Here is a 19,556-nt window from a genome sequence, read left to right as displayed (position 1 = left end):
GGCCCCTACGACAGCCGTGGCAGGACCGCAAAGCTGGGGCCGAAGAGCGTGGCCCTGTCCGCGCAGGAACGCTACGACTGCCGCTTCCCCACACAAAACAGGTCCACCTCATCGAGCAGTTGGCACCAGCGACTTCCGAGTGTCCAGTGGTTGCTTCTGGCGTCGGGGTAGGGCGGCTGGGATGGCACCGAAGCTCCGAGTGTCCAGTGGTTGGGCTGGCGGGGTTGGCTCGGTGGGCTGGGTTGGGTGGGTTGCTTCTGGGAGCGGTGGCCGTGGTGGTGCGGTGGGCTCGATGGGGTGGACCTGTTTTGTGCTGGGCCCCTGCGACACCCGTGCTGGGCCTGAAAAGCTGGGGGCCAAAGGGACGGCCCAGCCAGCCGCCGGTCAGGCTACGGGTGTCGCTCCCCCACACAAAACAGGTCCACCCCATCGAGCAGAGCATGCGGGCGGCCTCCGAGGAGCGGTGGCCGGGCTGGCGGGGCTGGGTCGGTGGGCTGGCTTGGCACCAGCGGTTTCTGGGAGCGGTGGTTGGGCTGGCGGGGTTGACTCGCTCCGTCATCCGGGGTTAGGGGAAGCGGGTGTTGACGCAGGCCAAGCGGGGGCCTGCTGTGCCTGCTTCGCCGGGGGCGGTGTGGGTGTGTTCGTTGTGGATCACCACGGCGGCGGCGGGGCGGGGGCCGAAGCGCCAGAGGACGTTGGCGACGGCTATGGCGGAGCCCTTGCCGTCGGTGGCGAAGTCGAGCCAGATTTCGTTGCGGGGGTTGGCGTAGGCGGGGTCCACGGACGGTTGGACGGGGTCGGGGACGTCCTGGAAGTGGGGTCCGGCGTCGGCGGGGGTGGGGCCGCACGGTTTGACGTGGACGTGGGCGCCGTAGTGGCGGTAGGGGAGCAGGCCGTGCACCCACAGCACCACGCTGGTCTTGCGGCCGGAGGCGATCGGCACGACCGCCACGCGGGCGCCGACGGGGACCTTCTGCGTGTCGTAGGTGACCGCCTTGGCGCCGTCGCGCCAGGTTTCGAAGACGCCGTGGCCGGTGGCGGCGGCGGGGGTCACGGCGGCGGTCGTCAGGACCAAGGCGGTGGCCGTGCTCAGGAGGAATCGCATGGGGCCGATCCTGGTCGTTGCCGGCACCCACCTCGCGCCAGCCGGCAAGGGGATCACCTCATAGGGTGAAGGATTGGTCTAAACCTCCGACGACTCCGGCGGTGCTCAGCGCTCCACGGTGCCCTGGATCACAGTCGGCGGCTCCGGGTCGACGACCACCGAGTCCACCACGATCACCGACCGCGACCGCTCCGCGCGGCGGATGATCCGGTTGCGCAGCAGCGCCCTGGTCGGCGGCAGCAGCAACAGCAGGGCCAGCACGTCGCTGATGAACCCGGGCAGCACCACCAGCACGCCCGCCCCGGCGATGAGCATGCCGTCGACGACCTCGCGCTCGGGGGTGCGGCGCAGGAACACCGCCTCGCGCAGGGCGGCGAGGGTGCGGGTGCCCTCCCGGCGCAGCAGGACACCACCGAGCACGGTGGCGGCGATGAGCAGACCGATGGTCGGCAGCACGCCGATGAGGCTGCCGACCGAGACCATCACGGTGATCTCGGCGGCCACTGCCAGCAGGACGATCAACAGGACGGGCACGGCGGCGACTCCTCGACCGGGCGGGGTATTTCACTGGATAACCCTCTTAACGCACCACCGGCCCGGAATGCTCCCGAGCCGCGTCCGCCCAGGTCAGCGCGCGTGTCGAGCCCGCTGACCCGGTCAAGACCACGTGGTGTTCACCACGAGGTCCGCTTGGCCTATCCCGGATACGCCGAGTTCACACTATTGTCATGAGAACCCCCGGATGACCCCGGGAATGCACCACGCGTGGGTGACGGTCGACTCCGCACCGGAGAAACGACCGAGAACCCACGACCGGCCGCACGACGAGGTGCGCTGCCACCCCTCTCGGTCCCGCGCTGCCACTGGCGACAGCGCCGGACCGCCGCGGCGCCCAGCGCCGCCACACATTCCGCACGATGAAGTGCGCCCACCGCCCGAGCCCGGGCACCACAGCAACGACGCCGCACCGTTTCGAGGCGCGGCACCGGGCCCAACGCGCGGCTGGTGCCGCGCACCCGTGCCCGCCCAGCCGCTCGCGAAGCACGCCCGTGTGCGCGCATCCAGAGCACTGGGAGGGCCGCTAGTCATGTCGACCCGCCAAGACCACCTCAGGGGTGGTCTCTACGACGAGCAGTACGAGCACGACGCTTGCGGGGTCGCCTTCGTGGCCGACCTCGCGGGCCGCCGAGACCATGGCATCGTCGCCAAAGCACTCGTCGCCCTGCGCAACCTCGAACACCGCGGCGCCCGCGGCGCCGAGCCCGACACCGGCGACGGCGCCGGGATCCTGATCCAGGTGCCCGACGCGTTCTACCGCGCCGTCACCGGATTCGCCCTGCCCGACCCCGGTGCGTACGCGGTGGGCACCGCGTTCCTGCCCACCGACGAGGCCGAGCGGGCCGAGGTCGTCGCTGCCATCGAGGCCATCGCCGCCGAAGAGGGCGCCGTCGTGCTGGGGTGGCGCGAACTCCCGGTCAACCGCGAGCACGCCGGTGCCTCGGCCGCCGCGGTCATGCCGCACTTCGCCCAGCTGTTCCTGGCCGCGGCCGACGGCGTGGACGGGCTGGCCCTGGAGCGGCTGGCGTTCTGCGTGCGCAAGCGGGCCGAGCACGGCTCGGACGTGTACTTCGCCTCGCTGTCGTCGCGGACGATCGTCTACAAGGGGATGCTCACCGAGCCGCAGGTCGAGCTGTTCTTCCCCGACCTGTCCGACGAGCGGGTGACCAGCTCGATCGGCCTGGTGCACTCCCGGTTCTCCACCAACACCTTCCCGTCGTGGCCGCTGGCGCACCCGTACCGCTACGTCGCGCACAACGGCGAGATCAACACCCTGCGCGGCAACCGGAACTGGATGGACGCGCGCGAGTCGACGCTGGCCAGCGACCTGATCCCCGGTGACCTCAAGCGGATCTTCCCGGTCATCACCAGGGGCGCCAGCGACTCCGCGTCCTTCGACGAGGTGCTGGAGCTGCTGCACCTGGGTGGTCGGAGCCTGCCGCACGCGGTGCTGATGATGATCCCGGAGGCGTGGGAGAACCACACCGAGATGGACCCGGCGCGCCGGGCGTTCTACGAGTTCCACTCGACGCTGATGGAGCCGTGGGACGGGCCCGCGCTGGTCGCCTTCACCGACGGCACCCAGATCGGTGCCGTGCTCGACCGCAACGGCCTGCGCCCGGCTCGTTACTGGGTGACCGAGGACGGCCTGGTCGTGCTGGCCAGCGAGGTCGGCGTGCTCGACATCGACCCGACGACGATCGTGCGCAAGGGCCGCCTTGAGCCGGGCCGGATGTTCTTGGTCGACACCGCAACCGGTCGGGTGGTCGACGACGACGAGATCAAGGGCCAGTTGGCCGCCGAGCACCCGTACCGGGAGTGGGTCGCCAAGGGGCTGCTGCCGCTGGCGCAGCTCCCGGCGCGGACCAGGGAGATCCCGTCGCACTCGTCGCTGGTGCGCGGCCAGCAGGCGTTCGGCTACACCGAGGAGGAGCTGTCGGTCCTGTTGGAACCGATGGCGCGCACCGGTGCCGAGCCGATCGGCTCGATGGGCAACGACGCCCCGCTCGCCCCGCTCTCGCGCGCGCAGCGGCCGCTGTTCGACTACTTCAGCCAGCTCTTCGCCCAGGTGACCAACCCGCCGCTGGACGCGATCCGCGAGGAGCTGGTGACCTCGCTGGGCACCCAGCTCGGCGCCGAGCCGAACCTGCTGGCGGGCACCGCGGACTCGTGCCGCCGGATCACGCTGCCGTTCCCGGTGCTCGACAACGACGAACTCGCCAAGATCGTGCACGCCGACGACGACGGCGACCTGCCGGAGTACCGCTCGGCGACGGTGCACGGCCGCTTCGACGTGCGCGGCGGCGGTGACGCGCTGCGCGAGCAGCTCGACGAGATCCGGGCCGAGGTGTCGGCGGTGATCAGGGCGGGCGCCAGGGTCGTGGTGCTCTCGGACCGCGGCGTGGACGCGAGCCTGGCGCCGATCCCGTCGCTGCTGCTGGTCGGCGCGGTGCACCAGCACCTGGTGCGGGAGAAGACGCGCAGCCAGGTGAGCCTGGTGGTGGAGTCCGGTGACGCGCGCGAGGTGCACCACGTGGCGCTGCTGATCGGTTACGGCGCGTCCGCGGTGAACCCGTACTTGGCCATGGCGACCGTGGAGGACATGGCCAAGCGCGGCCTCGTCGCGGGCACCGACGCCGGTGCGGCCACCCGGAACCTGATCAAGGCGCTGGGCAAGGGCGTGCGCAAGACCATGTCCAAGATGGGTGTGTCCACTGTGGCCTCCTACCACGGTGCGCAGATCTTCGAGGCGCTCGGCCTCGGCGCCGAGGTGGTGGACGCGTGCTTCACCGGGACCACCTCGCGGCTGGGCGGCATCGGGTTCGACGTGCTGGCCGAGGAGGTGCGGCAGCGGCACGCGGTGGCCTACCCGACCGACGGCGTGCACGCCGACCACCGCGAGCTGGCGGTGGGCGGTGACTACCAGTGGCGGCGCGAGGGCGAGCCGCACCTGTTCAACCCGGAGACGGTGTTCCGGCTGCAGCACTCGACCCGCGCGGGCCGCTACGACGTCTTCAAGCAGTACACCCGCACGGTCGACGACCAGTCCGCGGCGCTCAAGACGCTGCGCGGGCTGTTCTCGTTCAAGGAGGGCGTGCGGCCGCCGGTGCCGATCGAGGAGGTCGAGCCGGTCAGCGAGATCGTCAAGCGGTTCGGCACCGGGGCCATCTCCTACGGTTCGATCTCCCAGGAGATGCACGAGACGCTGGCGATCGCCATGAACCGGTTGGGCGCCAAGTCCAACACCGGTGAGGGCGGCGAGGACCCGGAGCGGCTCTACGACCCGGCCAGGCGTTCGGCGATCAAGCAGGTGGCGTCCGGTCGGTTCGGGGTGACCAGCGAGTACCTGGTGAACGCCGACGACATCCAGATCAAGATGGCCCAGGGCGCCAAGCCGGGGGAGGGCGGTCAGCTCCCGGGCACCAAGGTGTACCCGTGGATCGCGCGGACCAGGCACTCCACCCCGGGCGTCGGGCTGATCTCGCCGCCGCCGCACCACGACATCTACTCCATCGAGGACCTCGCGCAGCTGATCCACGACCTGAAGAACGCCAACCCGGCGGCCCGCATCCACGTGAAGCTGGTGTCCGAGGTCGGTGTCGGCACGGTGGCCGCGGGGGTGTCCAAGGCGCACGCGGACGTCGTGCTGATCTCCGGGCACGACGGCGGCACCGGGGCCTCCCCGCTGTCGTCGATCAAGCACGCGGGCGGTCCGTGGGAGCTCGGCCTGGCCGAGACGCAGCAGACGCTGCTGGCCAACCGGCTGCGCGACCGGATCGTGGTGCAGACCGACGGCCAGCTCAAGACTGGCCGCGACGTGATGGTCGCGATGCTGCTGGGCGCCGAGGAGTTCGGGTTCGCGACGGCGCCGCTGGTGGTGTCGGGCTGCGTGATGATGCGCGTGTGCCACCTCGACACCTGCCCGGTGGGCGTCGCGACGCAGAACCCGGTGCTGCGGGCGCGGTTCTCCGGCAAGGCCGAGTACGTGGTGAACTTCTTCGAGTTCATCGCCCAGGAGGTGCGCGAGTACCTGGCGGCGTTGGGCTTCCGGTCGATCCAGGAGGCCGTGGGGCACGCCGAGCTGCTCGACACCCGGGCCGCGGTGGACCACTGGAAGGCGGCTGGGCTCGACCTGACGCCGATCTTCTTCGTGCCGCCGCTGGAGCCGCGCGCGGTGCGCCACCAGGCCGTCGCGCAGGACCACGGCCTGGCGCGGGCGCTGGACAACACGCTGATCCAGTTGGCCGAGGGCGCGCTGTCCTCGGGCGACAAGGTGCGGCTGGAACTGCCCGTGCGCAACGTCAACCGGACCGTCGGCACCATGCTCGGCTCCGAGGTGACCAAGCGCTGGGGCGGCGAAGGGCTGCCCGACGACACCATCGACGTGACCTTCACCGGTACCGCGGGCCAGTCGTTCGGCGCGTTCCTGCCCCGCGGCGTGACGCTGCGGCTGGTCGGCGACGGCAACGACTACGTCGGCAAGGGCCTCTCGGGCGGGCGGATCACCGTGCGGCCGCACCCGGACGCGCAGTTCGCCGCCGAGCAGCACGTGATCGCGGGCAACGTGATCGCCTACGGCGCCACCTCCGGTGAGGTGTTCCTGCGCGGCAAGGTCGGCGAGCGGTTCGCGGTGCGCAACTCCGGCGCGCTGGCGGTCGTGGAGGGCGTCGGCGACCACGGCTGCGAGTACATGACCGGTGGCCGCGTTGTCGTGCTCGGTCCGACCGGGCGCAACTTCGCGGCGGGCATGTCCGGCGGCATCGCCTACGCGCTGGACCTGAACCCGGCGCGGGTCAACCCGGAGATGGTTGACCTCGACCCGCTCACCGTGGAGGACAGCGACTTCCTGCGGGAGGTCGTGGCCAGGCACGTCGCCGAGACCGACTCGGCGGTGGGCCGGGCGCTGCTGGCGGACTGGGACAACGAGGTCAGCCGGTTCACCAAGGTCATGCCGACCGACTACAAGCGGGTGCTCGCCGCGCGCGCGGCCGCCGAGGCCGAGGGCCGCGACATCGACCAGGCGATCATGGAGGCCGCACATGGCTGACCCCAAGGGCTTTCTGACCACCAAGCGCGAGAACGCCCAGCACCGGCCGGTTTTCCTCCGCTTGAAGGACTGGCGCGAGGTCTACGACGAGTTCGGCAACGAGCGCGTCCAGAAGCAGGCCGGGCGCTGCATGGACTGCGGGATCCCGTTCTGCCACCAGGGTTGTCCGCTGGGGAACCTGATCCCGGAGTGGAACACCCTGGTGTGGCGGCAGGACTGGCAGCGGGCGGCCGAGCGGCTGCACGCGACCAACAACTTCCCCGAGTTCACCGGCACGCTGTGCCCGGCGCCGTGCGAGTCGGCCTGCGTGCTGGGCATCAACGACGACCCGGTGTCGATCAAGCGGGTCGAGGTGTCGATCGTCGACCGCGCCTGGGACGAGGGCTGGATCACCCCGCAGCTGCCCGCGACCCGCACCGGCAAGAAGGTCGCCGTCGTCGGGTCCGGCCCGGCGGGCCTGGCCGCGGCGCAGCAGCTCAGCCGCGCGGGCCACGACGTGGTGGTCTTCGAGCGGGCGGACGCCATCGGCGGGTTGCTGCGCTACGGCATCCCCGAGTTCAAGATGGAGAAGGCCCGGCTGGACCGGCGGCTGGAGCAGATGCGCGCGGAGGGCACCGAGTTCCGCACCGGCGTCGACGTCGGCGTGGACATCACCGCCGCCCGGCTGCGGGCCGAGTTCGACGCCGTGGTGCTCGCCGGTGGGGCCACCGCGTGGCGCGACCTGCCCATCCCCGGGCGCGAGCTGGCCGGGGTGCACCAGGCGATGGAGTACCTGCCACCCGCCAACAAGGTCGCGGCCGGTCAGCTTGACCGCTCGCCCATCCACGCCGCGGGCAAGCACGTGGTGGTCATCGGCGGCGGCGACACCGGCGCGGACTGCGTCGGCACGGCGCACCGCCAAGGCGCGGCGTCGGTGACCCAGCTGGAGATCATGCCGCGGCCGCCGGAGGCCAGGGCCGCGGTCACCCCGTGGCCGACCTACCCGCTGCTGTACCGGGTGACCTCGGCCCACGAGGAGGGCGGCGAGCGCGTGTACTCGGTGTCCACCACCGAGTTCGTCGGCGACGCCGACGGCAACGTCCGCGCGCTGCGGCTCGCCGAGGTCGAACTGGTCGACGGCCGGTTCACCCCGGTCGCGGGCTCCGAGCGGGAGATCCCGGCCGACCTGGTCACCCTGGCCATGGGGTTCGTCGGCCCGGAGAAGGGCGCACTGCTCACCGACCTGGGCGTCGACCTCGACGACCGGGGCAACGTCGCCCGCGGCCGGGACTTCCAGACCTCGGTCGGCGGCGTGTTCACCGCGGGCGACATGGGCCGCGGCCAGTCGCTGATCGTGTGGGCCATCGCCGAGGGCCGGTCCGCGGCCGCCGGGGTGGACGCCTACCTGACCCAGCGCACCGTCCTGCCCCGCCCGATCGAGCCGACCGACCGCCCCCTGGTCTGACCGGCCCCAGGACAACGGCCCCGCGGGCAAAGGCGCTCGCGGGGCCGTTCTCACTGCGCCGTCCGCAGGTCGGCACAGCGGGGGAGCACTACGGGGTGGCGCTCAGGCGCGCCCGGGTCTCGCCGATCCGCACGTCGGCGACCACCCCCACCAGCGGCGCGGTCGAGACCACGCGCACGGGGATGACGACGATCTCGTTGGCCGTGACGACCTGCTGGTTGAGGTAGACGGTCACCGAGATGGGGCCTGCGCTGATCGGGATCGTCTGGGACGGCAGCGCGCCGTTGAAGGTCTGGCCCGCGACGGTCAGGTTCTGCACGCTGACGGTGCCGGTCCGCACGACCGTCGTGGAGCCCTGGCTGATCGAGGCGGTCGCCGAGGAGCTGATCGAGTCGGCCGCGACCACCGGCGAACCGAGGGCGTTGACCAGGGACACGTCGCTGATGCCCGCCGTGCCCGCAGCGGTGCGGGTGGTGGCGGTGTCGGTCAGCGAGGCCGAGGTGTTGATCGCGCCCAGGCTGCCCAGGACCGGGGTGGTCAGGTTCGGCAGGCCGGTGGTCTGGGTCGTCGGGGTCACGTTGGTGGTGTTGACGTTGGCCCGCGCCGTGGGCGGCAGGGGCGGGAACAGCAGCGGGACCACCGTGGCCTCGGCACCGGTGGCGGTGGCGGATCCGTAGTAGGCGGGGGGCGCGGCCGCTGCGGGTTGGGCCGTCCCCACCGCGACCACGCTCACCAGGGCGAGCGCGGCAGGCATCATCCAGCGTCGGGAGACACTGCGCATTGCTGACTCCTCGATGTCAGGCCCGGAGTTGGGCCACGAGGATCATCGTCCGCCGGATGCCGGAGCGGCAGCCGTACAGCGCACGTTCCAGCCGAACGCCGTGCGGATTCACCCGAATCCGATCCAGATCCGACGCACCGCCATCCGCGCCTGCGTTTGCAATTGCGCGCCTGGGCCGAACGGAGTTCGGTGCACGCGGACGGAGTCATAGCCGGACACCGAGCGGCATAATGGCGCCATGACCGAGCGGTTCACCGAAGAGGAGTTCGCCTTCCTGCGCCACGTCCGGTTCGGTGAACTGCCCGCCAGGGTGGCCCCGGAGGACCTGGTCGCGCTGAAGGAGACCGAGCCCGCCCCCGACTACGCCGACCTCGCCTACGAGGTCCGCGACCGCGCCGAGGGCTGACCCGTCACGACGCGTACGGTGCGACGAAGGCGATCGACGCGCACCGCAGCGGCGCGGTCAGGCCCGTCAGGCCGGTGATGTCGTCGGCGCAGGTCGCGTAGTTGCCTTCGGCGGCCGAGGTCACCGGCACGGTGATGGTGCACGGTGTCGCCCCGGTCAGCGCGCCGGAGATGCTGTAGTCGCCCGGTGAGGTGACCTGCACGGTCGTCGCCGCGCACGTGCTGGTCGCCGCGGCCGGGCTGGTGACGCCGTTCGGCAGCGACACGCCGAACGAGAACGCGACCACGAGCGGGGCATCGGCGTTGGTCACGGTGAACACCAATGCCCACCTGCTACCGACCGCCGCGATCCGCGCGCTGTAGGCCGCGCTCAGGCCCGGCTGCGGAGCCGCCTGCGCTGGCTGGGCGGTCGTGACGAGCGTGCCCGCGGTGACCACGGCGAGCAGGGCCGACAGGGCGCGGCGCTGGTTCAACATCCAACTCACCTCTCGAAGGGCGTCTGGGTTGTTCCCGGTGGAGGTACCCAGCCTCACCCGCTCCCGACCGTCCACACCGGCCGTCCCATCCGGACAGGTGGACGTTTTCACCCCTGCGTGGTCAGTTCCCCGGTGCGCCCCGGAGGTCGGCCCGGAGCGGGTGGTACCCGCCCCGGGCCGGGCCATCACATGTTGATCATGTGTCCGGCCAGGCCGTGGATGGCCTCCTTGACCGCCTCGCCGAGGGTGGGGTGGGCGTGCACGTTGCGGGCCACCTCGTGCACGGTCAGGTCCCACTGCTGGGCCAGGGTCAGCTCCGGCAGCAGCTCGGTGACCTCGGGGCCGATCAGGTGCCCGCCGAGCAGTTCGCCGTGGGTCTTGTCGCTGATCAGCTTGACGAAACCGACCGCTTCGCCGAGGCCGTGCGCCTTGGCGTTGGCGGTGAACGGGAACTTGGCGACCTGGACGTCGTAGCCCTTCTCGCGCGCCTGGGCCTCGGTGTAGCCGAAGCTGGCGATCTGCGGCTGGCAGTAGGTCGCGCGCGGGATCATCACGTAGTCCAGCTCCATGGTCTCCGCGCCCGCGATGGTCTCCGCGGCGATGACACCCATGGACTCGGCGGCGTGGGCGAGCATCAGCTTCGCGGTGACGTCACCGATGGCGTAGATGTTGGGGACCGAGGTGCGGCAGAAGCCGTCGATCTCGATGGCCTTGCGGTCGGTGAGCTTGACGCCGGTGTTCTCCAGGCCGTAGCCGTCCACCCTGGGTGCGAAGCCGATGGCCTGCAGCACCTTGTCCGCCTCGATGACGTCGCGGGTGTCGCCCTTGGACACCGTGACCTTCACCTTCGCGCCGGAGTCGTCGATCGACTCGACCTTGGTGCCCACCCGCACGTCGATGCCGAGCTTCTTGTACCGGCGCAGCAGCTCCTTGGAGACCTCTTCGTCCTCCAGCGGCACCATCCGGTCCAGGAACTCGACGATGGTGACCTTCACGCCGTAGTTGTGCAGCACGTAAGCGAACTCGACGCCGATGGCGCCCGCGCCCGCGATGACGATGCTCTCCGGCAGCGTGTCCGAGAGGATCTGCTCCTCGTAGGTCACCACCCGGTCCGACAGCGACGTGCCGGGCAGCAACCGGGTGGTCGCGCCCGCGGCGATGATCGCGTTGCCGAAGGTGATCGTCTCGGTCCCGCCGTCGGCCAGGGCCACGTCGATGGTGCTCGCGTCGCGGAAGGTGCCCCACCCGGCGAACTGCGTGATCGAGTTCTTCTTCATCAGGTAGTGCACCCCCTTGACCCGGCCCTCGGCCACGGTGCGGGAGCGCTGGAAGGCGGCGCCGTAGTCGAGGCTGATCGAGCCGTCGACCTGGATGCCGAACGTCTTGGTCTCGTGCTGGAGGATGTGCGCCAGCTCGGCGTTGCGCAGGAGGGCCTTCGAGGGGATGCAGCCGACGTTGAGGCAGACACCGCCCCAGTAGCGCTCCTCGATGATCGCGGTCTTGAGTCCGAGCTGGGTCGCCCGGATCGCCGCGACGTACCCGCCAGGCCCCGCACCGAGGACCACGACGTCGAAGTGTGTGCTCATGGGGCTCACGATATTCGCCCGCGCGCGGGCGGCGCCGCGCGCGGGGTTCAGCCCCCGACGGCGACGCCACCCACGGTGTCCACACCGGTGACACCCGTCACCGAGATCGGCAGCGGCCGCGCCGAGAGCAACCGGACGTGGCGCTCGCGGGCGGCCAGCGCCTCGGCCACCTCGGCGACCACGTCAGGCCGCGACAGCGCGCCCGGCCCTACAGGATCACGCCGCGACAGCGCGCCCGGCCCGACGGGATCACCCAGAACCGGCACCCGGGTGGTGGGTACCCCGGTCGGCGCCACCGCGCGGTCGTGGCCCACGAGCACGAGTCCGCGCACGATCTCCGGGAACTCGGCCACGACCAGGCAGGCCACCTCCAGCAGCGCGGTGTGCGCCACGACCTGGGTCCGGGTGGTGCGGTCGGCGAGGGTTTCCAGCACGTCCTCGACCCGCTCCAGGGAGCCCGCGCCACCGGCCTGCGGCGGCACCGCGCACCACGCGATCTGGTACGCCTGCTCCAGCGGTCTCCAGGCATCGGGCAACTCGGCCGGACGCGTCGCCGACGGGCTCAGCACCACCACCGCCGGGCCGTAGTCCAGCCCGCGCCACAGTGGCGCCCGCGCCGCCGCGAGCATCGTCAACCGGCTGCCTCGTGCCATCCCTGCCTCCCGAGTCCGATCCGCCCCTTTCGGGACTACCCGGGTGGGGTGCTTTCAATCACCCGATAGCGCAGATCACAGTCCCGCTCAGACCGGTTGCCCGCCCTGGCCCTGGTGCAGCACCGCGAAGTTGAGCTGCCCCTGGGCGTCGGCCTGCACGTCGAGCACCTTGTCGGACAACAGTTCCGCCGCGCCCGGCTCCAGGAACACGTGCGCCCCGGTCGCCGCCGTCACCACCTGATCGCCCTCGGCGGGCTCCTGGGCCAGCGCCACCGCCAGCGGCGTGCCCTCCACCTCCGGGGTCACCAGGGTGAACCGCAGCCCACCGCTGTCCGGGATGCCGTCCTGCGCCGTCAGCGCGTTGATGGCGTCCGCCGCCGCTTCTGTCACCGCCAGCATGTCTGGCTCCTTTCCGTGTCACCTTGTCGTGCGGCTCGCGTACCCACCGTAGGGGTGGCCCGGTCCGCCTGCCGGACGACAGCCGACCCGCCTTGTGCCCGCTTCGGCGTGATCTTTAGAGTGCTCCGGTAGCGGTTGAGCAAGCAGCCGCAGCACGCCGGGGGGCGACACCCGGGCCCACCCCGAGAGCGGGTCGCTCGATCGCCGCCCCGGCACTCGCGTTGAGCGAGGGGCTGCGTGCTGCCCGACCCCGCCCGTCACCGGCGGTGGTCGCTGCCCGCTCGTACCCCCGCCCGACGCGACCCCGTGCGTCGACCCCCACCGACGCCGGGGATCGACCGAGTGGACGTGGACCGGGAGGAAGACCGTCATGGGCACCGCGGTGCGAAGACCGCAGGAGCGAGCGGGGGGCAGCCGGTGAGCCCGGACCCGGGTTCGCGGGTGGCCCAGCTGCAGTCCGAGTTGGACGGTCTGCGGCGCGCGCTGCGCACCAGGGCCACCATCGAGCAGGCCATGGGCGTGCTGGTGGTGCTGCGGCGGTGCTCGCCCAAGGAGGCGTTCGACGCCCTGGTGCGGCTTTCCCAGCAGTACAACACCAAGCTGCACCGGGTGGCGCACCTGGTGGTGGGGATGTTCGCCGAGCCGTCGGTCGAACCGATGGACAGCTACCTGCGCCGCAACATCGGTGTGGACGACCCGGAGGACGACGCGGGTGAGCCCGACCGGTTCGACGCCGAGTTGCTGGCCGCGGCCCGCGCGTTGGCCGAGGCGGGCGACGGGCAGGTCGAACTGGAGCGGGCGGTGCGCGACCTGCACCGGGTGCTGGTGGAACGCGGCTGGGTGCCGCCCTACGACGTGCTGGGGCCGATCGCCGACGGGTCGCGCGCGTAGGTCCGGCGCGGGTGGCCACCCGAACGCGCAGGTGTCCTTGTGCGCGTTTGTGGGTACGTGGAGCACATGACGGGGAGTTCGCGGCGATGACCGGCGAGGGCAGCGGCGTCGGCGTGCTGGTGAGCACCCCGACAGTGGGACCCGATCGGGTGTGGCGACACGGTCGGTGGGTCCAGGCGGGGGCCACCCGGTCCGGGTGGCGAGCGCGCCCGGTGGGCGCGGTTAGTGTCGGTGGCGTGAAACCGGGATCGGGTGGGCGACCGAGGACGCACGCGGGTGCGCGGGCCGGTGCGCCCGCCCGGATCGGGACGCGGGAGGTCGGGTGAGCGCGGAGACCCCCACCGGTTCCACGCACGAGTACAGCCACCTGGCGCCGCTGTTCACCGAGCTCGGCGAGCTGCCCGAGGGCGACGACCGGCGCGAAGCGGTGCGCGACAAGCTGGTCACCGGGCACCTGGCGCTCGCGGAGCACATCGCGATGCGCTTCGCCCACCGCGGCGTCGCCCGCGACGACCTGACCCAGGTGGCCACCGTCGGGCTGATCCATGCGGTCGACCGGTTCGACCCCACCAGGGGCATCGACTTCCTGTCCTTCGCGGTGCCGACCATCATGGGCGAGGTCCGCCGCTACTTCCGCGACACCGCGTGGTCGGTCCGGGTGCCGCGCAGGCTCAAGGAACTGCACCTGACCATCACCGCGGCGGGCAACGAGCTGTCCCAGCGCCTGGGCCGGGCGCCGACGCCCAGCGAGATCGCCACCCACCTGGGGATGAGCCGCGAAGAGGTGTACGAAGGCCTGGAGGCGGGGCAGGTCTACCAGTCGGTGTCGCTCGACGAGGCGCTGTCCTCCGGCGACCCCGACTCCGACCCGCTCGCCGACACCCTCGGCGAGGACGACGCCGCGCTGCTGGGCATCGAGGACCACGAGTCGCTGCGCCCGCTGATCGAGCGGCTGCCCGAGCGGGAGCGGCGGATCCTGATGCTGCGCTTCTTCCGGAACATGACCCAGACCCAGATCGCGGAGAAGATCGGCGTCTCGCAGATGCACGTGTCCCGGCTGCTGACCCGCACGCTGGAGACGCTGCGTGCGGGCTTGGTCACCGACGAGCGCTGAACAGGACTTTTCCGGTGTTCCTGGTCCACACTGGAGGCCAAGGACACGGCGGGAGGCGGACGTGGCGCGACCGATTTGGCACGGGGCGATCAACTTCGGGCTGGTGACGGTGCCGGTCGACCTCTACTCGGCCACCGACGACCACACGATCAGCTTCCGGCAGTTCGAGCGGGGCACCACCGACCGGATCCGCTACAAGCGGGTCAACGAGCGCACCGGCGAGGAGGTCGCCTTCGCCGACATCGTCAAGGGCGCCGAGGTCGGGGCGGGGGAGTACGTGATCGTCGAGCCGGAGGAACTCGACCAGATCGCCCCCGGCCGCTCCCGCACCCTCGACATCTCCGCGTTCGTCGACCTGGAGGAGATCGACCCGATCCACTTCCAGAAGACCTACTGGCTGGCGCCGTCGAAGGAGGAGTACACCAAGGCCTACGGGCTGCTCCTGCAGGCCATGCGCAAGACCAACCGCGCGGGCATCGCCACCTTCGTCATGCGGGGCAAGGAATACCTGACCGCCGTCCGCGCGGGCGACGACGACCTGCTCGTGCTCACGACCCTGCTGTTCGCCGAAGACCTGCGCGACCCGGCCAAGGAGCTCAAGGCCCTCCCCGAGATCACCCCCGCCCGCGGCAAGGAACTCGACATGGCCATCAGCCTGGTCGACTCGATGACCGAGCAGTGGAACCCCGAGGACTACCACGACACCTACACCCGGCGCGTGGAGCAGCTCATCGAGGACAAGAAGGAGGGCCGCGAAGTCGTCGCGGGCGATGAGCCCAGCACCCCCACCAAGGTGGTCGACCTGTTCGAGGCCCTCAGCAAGAGCGTCGAGGGCCGCAAGAAGCGCCGGGCACCCGAGGCGGACCTGGACTCCCTCAGCAAGGCGGACCTGGACAAGCTCGCCAGGGAACTGGACATCAAGGGCCGCTCCAAGATGACCCGCGAGGAACTGGAGAAGGCCGTCACCGCGGCCTCCAGTTCCAAGGCCTCCTGAGCTCCCGTCCCGTGTGGACGGACGTGGGTCAGTCCGGCAACAGGTCCTGCAGCCACCCCGGCCCGATGTACTGGGCGCCGACGGCCACGCACCGCGCCCGCAGCTCCCGGTCCGCGGTGACCACCACGCACCCCGGGTTCTCCCGCGCGACCTCGACGATCTTGTCGTCCCCGTTGTGCTGCGCCGAGACGACCTCCACCCCCGGCACCGCCGCGGTCCGCCTCGCCTGCCCCTCGACCACCAGCACGATCTCCGGGTAGGCGACGTCGAACGGCGGCAACCCGGGGAAACCGTCCGCGGCCGCCAACCGGTCCCGCAGCCGCGCGGCCGCCCCCGCCCGGTCCCGCCACCAGCCGTCCGGCCGCGACCCCATCACGTTGGCGCAGTCCACCACCAGCACCGGTGGTTCCAGGCACTCCCGCAGCCGCGTCCAGTTGGCCGCGAACGGCGCGAACAGCTCCAGGTCGGTGACCGCGTCCACCGGCACCCAGGCCGCCCCCGCCGTCTCCGCGGACACCGGCTCCACCGCGAACCGCTCATCGGCCCACGCGATCACCGTCTCGTACGTCCACCCGCCGTGGTCCTCGACCACCACCCCGAACGGGTCGACGAGCTCCGGGTCGAGCGTGCTCTCCTCGCCCGCCTCGCGCAGCGCCGCGGTCACCGTGTCCTCGTGGCTGTCGCGAGCACCGCCGAACATCCCCCAGGTCCCGCTCCCGCTGGTCCCCGCACCCCGCTGCTGCAACAGCACGTACCCGTCGGCCACCGGCAACAACCCCGCCGCGCCGTAGTGCCCCCAGTGCTCGTGCCCGAGCCCGCACAGGACCACCCGGTCCCCATCGCCCCTGGTCATCTGGCTCCTCCCTACAGCTCGCCGACCGCGGTGATGTGGACGACCGCTGTGCCCGCTTCGTCGGAGGCGGTGAGGTCGATCTCGGCGGTGAAGCCCCAGTCGTGGTCGGCGGCGGGGTCTTCGAAGATCTGGCGGACCAGCCAGCGCTCCGGTTCCTGTTCGATGATCAGCAGCGCCGGGCCCCTGGCGTCCGGGCCGACGCCGATCCGGCTGTGCAGGTCGAAGTACGGCTCCAGGGCGTCGGCCCAGGCTTCGGCGTCCCAGCCGCTGTCGGAGTCCAGGGCGCCGAGGGCGGTGTAGTCGCGGCGGGCGGCCAGTTGGACGCGCTGGAACAGGGCGTTGCGCACGAGCACCCGGAACGCGCGCGGGTTCGTGGTGACCGCGGGCGGCGCCTTGTCGACCGGTTCCTCCTCGCCGTCGGTGGGGTTGGTGAGCTTCTCCCACTCGTCGATCAGGCTGGAGTCGACCTGGCGCACGACCTCGCCGAGCCACTCGATCAGGTCCGACACCTCTTCGGTCTTGGCCTCGTCCGGCACGGTCTGGCGGACCGCGCGGAAAGCGTCGGCGAGGTAGCGCAGCACCAAGCCCTCCGAGCGGGCCAACGCGTAGAACGACACGTACTCGGTGAAGGTCATCGCCCGCTCGTACATGTCGCGCACGACCGACTTCGGCGACAGCTGGTGGTCGCCGACCCACGGGTGGCCGCGGCGGTAGGTCTCGAACATCGGGCCGAGCAGCTCCGCCAGCGGCTTCGGGTGGGTGACCGCCTCCAGCAGCTCCATCCGCTGGTCGTACTCGATGCCCTCGGCCTTCATCGCCTGCACCGCCTCGCCGCGCGCCTTGTGCGCCTGCGCCGAGAGCACCTGCCTCGGGTCGTCCAAAGTGGACTCGACGATGGACAGCAGGTCCAGCGGGTAGGACGGCGACTCCCGGTCGAGCAGTTCGACGGCGGCCAGCGCGAACGGCGACAGCGGCTGGTTGAGCGCGAAGTCGAACTGCAGGTCGACGGTCAGGCGCACCCGGCGGCCCTGCTCGTCGGGCTCGTCGAGCTTCTCCACCACGCCCGACTCGAGCAGGCCGCGGTAGATCGCGATCGCCCGGCGGATGTGGCGGCGCTGCGCTGGCCGGTCCTCGTGGTTGTCCTCCAGCAGGTGGCGCATCGCGGCGAACGCGTCACCGGGGCGGCCGATCACGTTGAGCAGCATCGAGTGGCTGACCTGGAAGCTGGAGGTCAGCGGCTCCGGCTCGGCGTCGCGCAGCCGCTCGAAGGTCGGCTGCCCCCACGACACCATCCCCTCCGGCGGCTTCTTGCGGACGAACTTGCGCCGCTTCTTCGGGTCGTCGCCCAGCTTCGCCAGCGACTTCTCGTTCTCGATCACGTGCTCCGGCGCCTGCACCAGCACCGTGCCCAGCGTGTCGTAGCCCGCGCGGCCCGCCCGGCCCGCGATCTGGTGGAACTCGCGCGCCTTGAGGATCCGGGTGCGCACCCCGTCGTACTTCGACAGCGCCGTGAACACGACCGTGCGGATCGGCACGTTGATCCCCACGCCCAGCGTGTCGGTGCCGCAGACGATCTTCATCAGGCCCGCTTGCGCCAGCCGCTCCACCAACCGGCGGTACTTGGGCAGCATGCCCGCGTGGTGCACGCCTATGCCGTGGCGCACCAGCCGCGAGAGCGTCTTGCCGAACCCGGAGGAGAACCGGAAGTCGCCGATCAGCGCCGCGATCCGGTCCTTCTCCTCGCGGGTGCACACGTTGATGCTCATCAGCGCCTGCGCCCGCTCCAGGGCCGCGGCCTGGGTGAAGTGCACGACGTACACCGGTGCCTGGTTGGTGCTGAGCAACTCCTCCAGCGCCTCGGTCAACGGGGTCATGCCGAAGGTGTAGAGCAGCGGGACGGGCCGCTGCGCCGAGGTGACCACCGCGGTGTCGCGGCCGGTGCGCCTGGTCAGGTCGTCCTTGAACCGGGTGACGTCGCCCAGGGTCGCCGACATCAGCACGAACTGCGCCTTGGGCAGTTCGATCAGCGGGATCTGCCACGCCCAGCCGCGGTCGGGCTCGGCGTAGAAGTGGAACTCGTCCATCACGACCTGGCCGACGTCGGCGTCCGCGCCGTCGCGCAGCGCGATGTTGGCCAGGATCTCCGCGGTGCAGCAGATGATCGGCGCGCCGCCGTTGACGCTGGAGTCGCCGGTCATCATGCCGACGTTCTCGGCGCCGAAGGTGTCGCACAGCGCGAAGAACTTCTCCGACACCAGCGCCTTGATCGGCGCGGTGTAGAAGGTGCGCTTGCCGTGGGCCATGGCGGTGAAGTGCGCGCCCGTCGCCACCAGGCTCTTGCCCGAACCGGTCGGCGTGCTGAGGATGACGTTGGCGCCGGACACGATCTCCATCAACGCCTCCTCCTGGGCCGGGTACAGGGCCAGGCCCTGGTCGGCCGCCCAGGAGGCGAACGCGTCGAACAGGGTGTCCGGGTCGGGGGAGGCGGGCAGCCGCGCGGTGAGCGTCATGGTGTGTCGATCGTGCCAGTTCACCCCGGTGGCGGCGTCGAGCGGGTGTTGTCCGGGGTGGAGCGCGCCGCGAAACCCACACCGGCAGGGGACGGTGCGGGTTTCGCGGCGCGGAGGTGGGCGGGTCGCCGCGCGACGCTCACGCGTCGCAGGGGGTGCGCGGCCACCCGCCGGTGGTCAGGGTTGTTCAGAACCGATGCCCGTAGAGGACGCTTCGGACGGCGCCGACCACGGAGGTGAACAGGGGGAGGCTGGGGTGCTCGACGTCCGGGGCGGTGGCCCAGAACACGAGGGAGCGGTCGGTGAGCGCGGTCGGGACCAGCACGCGCGCGCTGACCGGCTCCACACCGGGCGGCAGCGGCCTGCGGTGGTGCTCGTCGGGGATGGGCTGGGTCAGGAAGGTCCACTCGGTCCGCTTGCCGGGCACCGCGAGCACCGGGCCCGCCAGCATCCGCAGGCGCAACCACCACTGCACCTCGGCACCGAGGCCCGCGCGCATGCGCAGGCCACCGACCTGGTCCGAGCCCAGGTCGAGGTACGCGTTGACCGCGTCCCCGTCCACCGGCCACCCGAGTCTCGTCCGGTAGTCCGGCACGTCGAACGCGGGCGCCGTGTCGACGCCCCCGTCCAGCGCGCGCAGGTCGGACAATTCCGCCGCGGTCATGGCGAGCCACCTTTCGCCGTCGGCGTCCGGAGTGCCCTTTTCCTGGCCTGGTTGCCCGGCCGTCGACTGTCGTTCA

General features: G+C 71.4%; 16 protein-coding genes. 6 read left to right on the top strand and 10 right to left on the bottom strand.

All coding sequences use genetic code 11. The features are described from left to right. Positions 1-565 precede the first annotated feature (565 nt). Entirely contained in the window at positions 566-1,105 is a 540-nt protein-coding gene (locus JOD54_RS29185) for a superoxide dismutase (RefSeq protein WP_204455166.1), read from the bottom strand. Between the two features lie 105 nt (positions 1,106-1,210). Beyond that, complete coding sequence (locus JOD54_RS29180) at positions 1,211-1,639, bottom strand: FxsA family protein (protein WP_307860374.1); 429 nt, start codon at positions 1,637-1,639, stop codon at positions 1,211-1,213. Between the two features lie 553 nt (positions 1,640-2,192). On the opposite strand from JOD54_RS29180, the gene gltB reads away from it, so the two are divergent. Next, entirely contained in the window at positions 2,193-6,710 is a 4,518-nt protein-coding gene (gltB, locus tag JOD54_RS29175) for a glutamate synthase large subunit (RefSeq protein ID WP_204455165.1), read from the top strand. Next, on the top strand, positions 6,703-8,154 hold the full coding sequence (locus tag JOD54_RS29170; protein WP_204455164.1) for a glutamate synthase subunit beta: 1,452 nt from the start codon (positions 6,703-6,705) through the stop codon (positions 8,152-8,154). The genes gltB and JOD54_RS29170 overlap by 8 nt, the downstream gene beginning before the upstream one ends. 88 nt (positions 8,155-8,242) lie before the next feature. Here the strand turns inward: JOD54_RS29170 and JOD54_RS35360 are convergent, their stop codons facing one another. Further along, entirely contained in the window at positions 8,243-8,935 is a 693-nt protein-coding gene (locus JOD54_RS35360) for a choice-of-anchor P family protein (RefSeq protein ID WP_204455163.1), read from the bottom strand. A 238-nt stretch (positions 8,936-9,173) separates the two neighbouring features. On the opposite strand from JOD54_RS35360, the gene JOD54_RS29160 reads away from it, so the two are divergent. Continuing rightward, complete coding sequence (locus tag JOD54_RS29160; protein WP_204455162.1) at positions 9,174-9,341, top strand: hypothetical protein; 168 nt, start codon at positions 9,174-9,176, stop codon at positions 9,339-9,341. Positions 9,342-9,345: 4 nt separating this feature from the next. Here the strand turns inward: JOD54_RS29160 and JOD54_RS29155 are convergent, their stop codons facing one another. From JOD54_RS29155 to JOD54_RS29140, 4 genes are all read right to left on the bottom strand, one after another. Beyond that, complete coding sequence (locus JOD54_RS29155; protein ID WP_204455161.1) at positions 9,346-9,816, bottom strand: DUF7933 domain-containing protein; 471 nt, start codon at positions 9,814-9,816, stop codon at positions 9,346-9,348. Between the two features lie 185 nt (positions 9,817-10,001). Further along, the gene (gene lpdA, locus JOD54_RS29150) at positions 10,002-11,402 is read right to left on the bottom strand and encodes a dihydrolipoyl dehydrogenase (protein ID WP_204455160.1); all 1,401 of its coding nucleotides are present in this window, start codon (positions 11,400-11,402) and stop codon (positions 10,002-10,004) included. Between the two features lie 47 nt (positions 11,403-11,449). Then, positions 11,450-12,055, bottom strand: a complete 606-nt coding sequence (locus tag JOD54_RS29145) for a hypothetical protein (RefSeq protein ID WP_204455159.1) — start codon at positions 12,053-12,055, stop codon at positions 11,450-11,452. Positions 12,056-12,142: 87 nt separating this feature from the next. Next, positions 12,143-12,454: an iron-sulfur cluster biosynthesis protein gene (locus JOD54_RS29140; RefSeq protein ID WP_204455158.1), complete on the bottom strand. Its 312-nt coding sequence runs from the start codon at positions 12,452-12,454 to the stop codon at positions 12,143-12,145. Between the two features lie 417 nt (positions 12,455-12,871). On the opposite strand from JOD54_RS29140, the gene JOD54_RS29135 reads away from it, so the two are divergent. The 3 genes from JOD54_RS29135 (at position 12,872) to ku (ending at position 15,453) form a co-directional block, all read left to right on the top strand. Next, positions 12,872-13,345: an ANTAR domain-containing protein gene (locus tag JOD54_RS29135; RefSeq protein ID WP_204455157.1), complete on the top strand. Its 474-nt coding sequence runs from the start codon at positions 12,872-12,874 to the stop codon at positions 13,343-13,345. A gap of 322 nt (positions 13,346-13,667) precedes the next feature. Further along, complete coding sequence (locus JOD54_RS29130; protein WP_204455156.1) at positions 13,668-14,459, top strand: SigB/SigF/SigG family RNA polymerase sigma factor; 792 nt, start codon at positions 13,668-13,670, stop codon at positions 14,457-14,459. Positions 14,460-14,520: 61 nt separating this feature from the next. Continuing rightward, the gene (gene ku, locus JOD54_RS29125) at positions 14,521-15,453 is read left to right on the top strand and encodes a non-homologous end joining protein Ku (RefSeq protein WP_204455155.1); all 933 of its coding nucleotides are present in this window, start codon (positions 14,521-14,523) and stop codon (positions 15,451-15,453) included. Between the two features lie 28 nt (positions 15,454-15,481). On the opposite strand, the gene JOD54_RS29120 is transcribed toward ku, so the two are convergent. The 3 genes from JOD54_RS29120 to JOD54_RS29110 all read right to left on the bottom strand — a co-directional run bounded on the left by JOD54_RS29120 (position 15,482) and on the right by JOD54_RS29110 (position 19,480). Continuing rightward, on the bottom strand, positions 15,482-16,306 hold the full coding sequence (locus JOD54_RS29120; RefSeq protein ID WP_204455154.1) for an NUDIX domain-containing protein: 825 nt from the start codon (positions 16,304-16,306) through the stop codon (positions 15,482-15,484). Between the two features lie 11 nt (positions 16,307-16,317). Next, the gene (locus JOD54_RS29115; RefSeq protein WP_204455153.1) at positions 16,318-18,816 is read right to left on the bottom strand and encodes a DEAD/DEAH box helicase; all 2,499 of its coding nucleotides are present in this window, start codon (positions 18,814-18,816) and stop codon (positions 16,318-16,320) included. Positions 18,817-19,003: 187 nt separating this feature from the next. Beyond that, positions 19,004-19,480: a hypothetical protein gene (locus JOD54_RS29110; RefSeq protein WP_204455152.1), complete on the bottom strand. Its 477-nt coding sequence runs from the start codon at positions 19,478-19,480 to the stop codon at positions 19,004-19,006. Positions 19,481-19,556 lie beyond the last annotated feature (76 nt).

This window comes from Actinokineospora baliensis (assembly GCF_016907695.1).
In the GTDB taxonomy this organism is placed as follows: Bacteria; Actinomycetota; Actinomycetes; order Mycobacteriales; family Pseudonocardiaceae; genus Actinokineospora; species Actinokineospora baliensis.
This window is presented reverse-complemented; position numbering and strand designations above follow the sequence as displayed.

What these genes read in the sequence shown, in the direction of transcription:
- JOD54_RS35360 (WP_204455163.1), bottom strand. Translation starts at nt 8,935, where the DNA reads ATGCGCAGTGTCTCCCGACGCTGGATGATGCCTGCCGCGCTCGCCCTG.
- JOD54_RS29160 (WP_204455162.1), top strand. Translation starts at nt 9,174, where the DNA reads ATGACCGAGCGGTTCACCGAAGAGGAGTTCGCCTTCCTGCGCCACGTC.
- JOD54_RS29140 (WP_204455158.1), bottom strand. Translation starts at nt 12,454, where the DNA reads ATGCTGGCGGTGACAGAAGCGGCGGCGGACGCCATCAACGCGCTGACG.
- JOD54_RS29110 (WP_204455152.1), bottom strand. Translation starts at nt 19,480, where the DNA reads ATGACCGCGGCGGAATTGTCCGACCTGCGCGCGCTGGACGGGGGCGTC.
- JOD54_RS29120 (WP_204455154.1), bottom strand. Translation starts at nt 16,306, where the DNA reads ATGACCAGGGGCGATGGGGACCGGGTGGTCCTGTGCGGGCTCGGGCAC.
- gltB (WP_204455165.1), top strand. Translation starts at nt 2,193, where the DNA reads ATGTCGACCCGCCAAGACCACCTCAGGGGTGGTCTCTACGACGAGCAG.
- JOD54_RS29185 (WP_204455166.1), bottom strand. Translation starts at nt 1,105, where the DNA reads ATGCGATTCCTCCTGAGCACGGCCACCGCCTTGGTCCTGACGACCGCC.
- JOD54_RS29170 (WP_204455164.1), top strand. Translation starts at nt 6,703, where the DNA reads ATGGCTGACCCCAAGGGCTTTCTGACCACCAAGCGCGAGAACGCCCAG.
- JOD54_RS29145 (WP_204455159.1), bottom strand. Translation starts at nt 12,055, where the DNA reads ATGGCACGAGGCAGCCGGTTGACGATGCTCGCGGCGGCGCGGGCGCCA.
- JOD54_RS29115 (WP_204455153.1), bottom strand. Translation starts at nt 18,816, where the DNA reads ATGACGCTCACCGCGCGGCTGCCCGCCTCCCCCGACCCGGACACCCTG.
- lpdA (WP_204455160.1), bottom strand. Translation starts at nt 11,402, where the DNA reads ATGAGCACACACTTCGACGTCGTGGTCCTCGGTGCGGGGCCTGGCGGG.
- JOD54_RS29155 (WP_204455161.1), bottom strand. Translation starts at nt 9,816, where the DNA reads ATGTTGAACCAGCGCCGCGCCCTGTCGGCCCTGCTCGCCGTGGTCACC.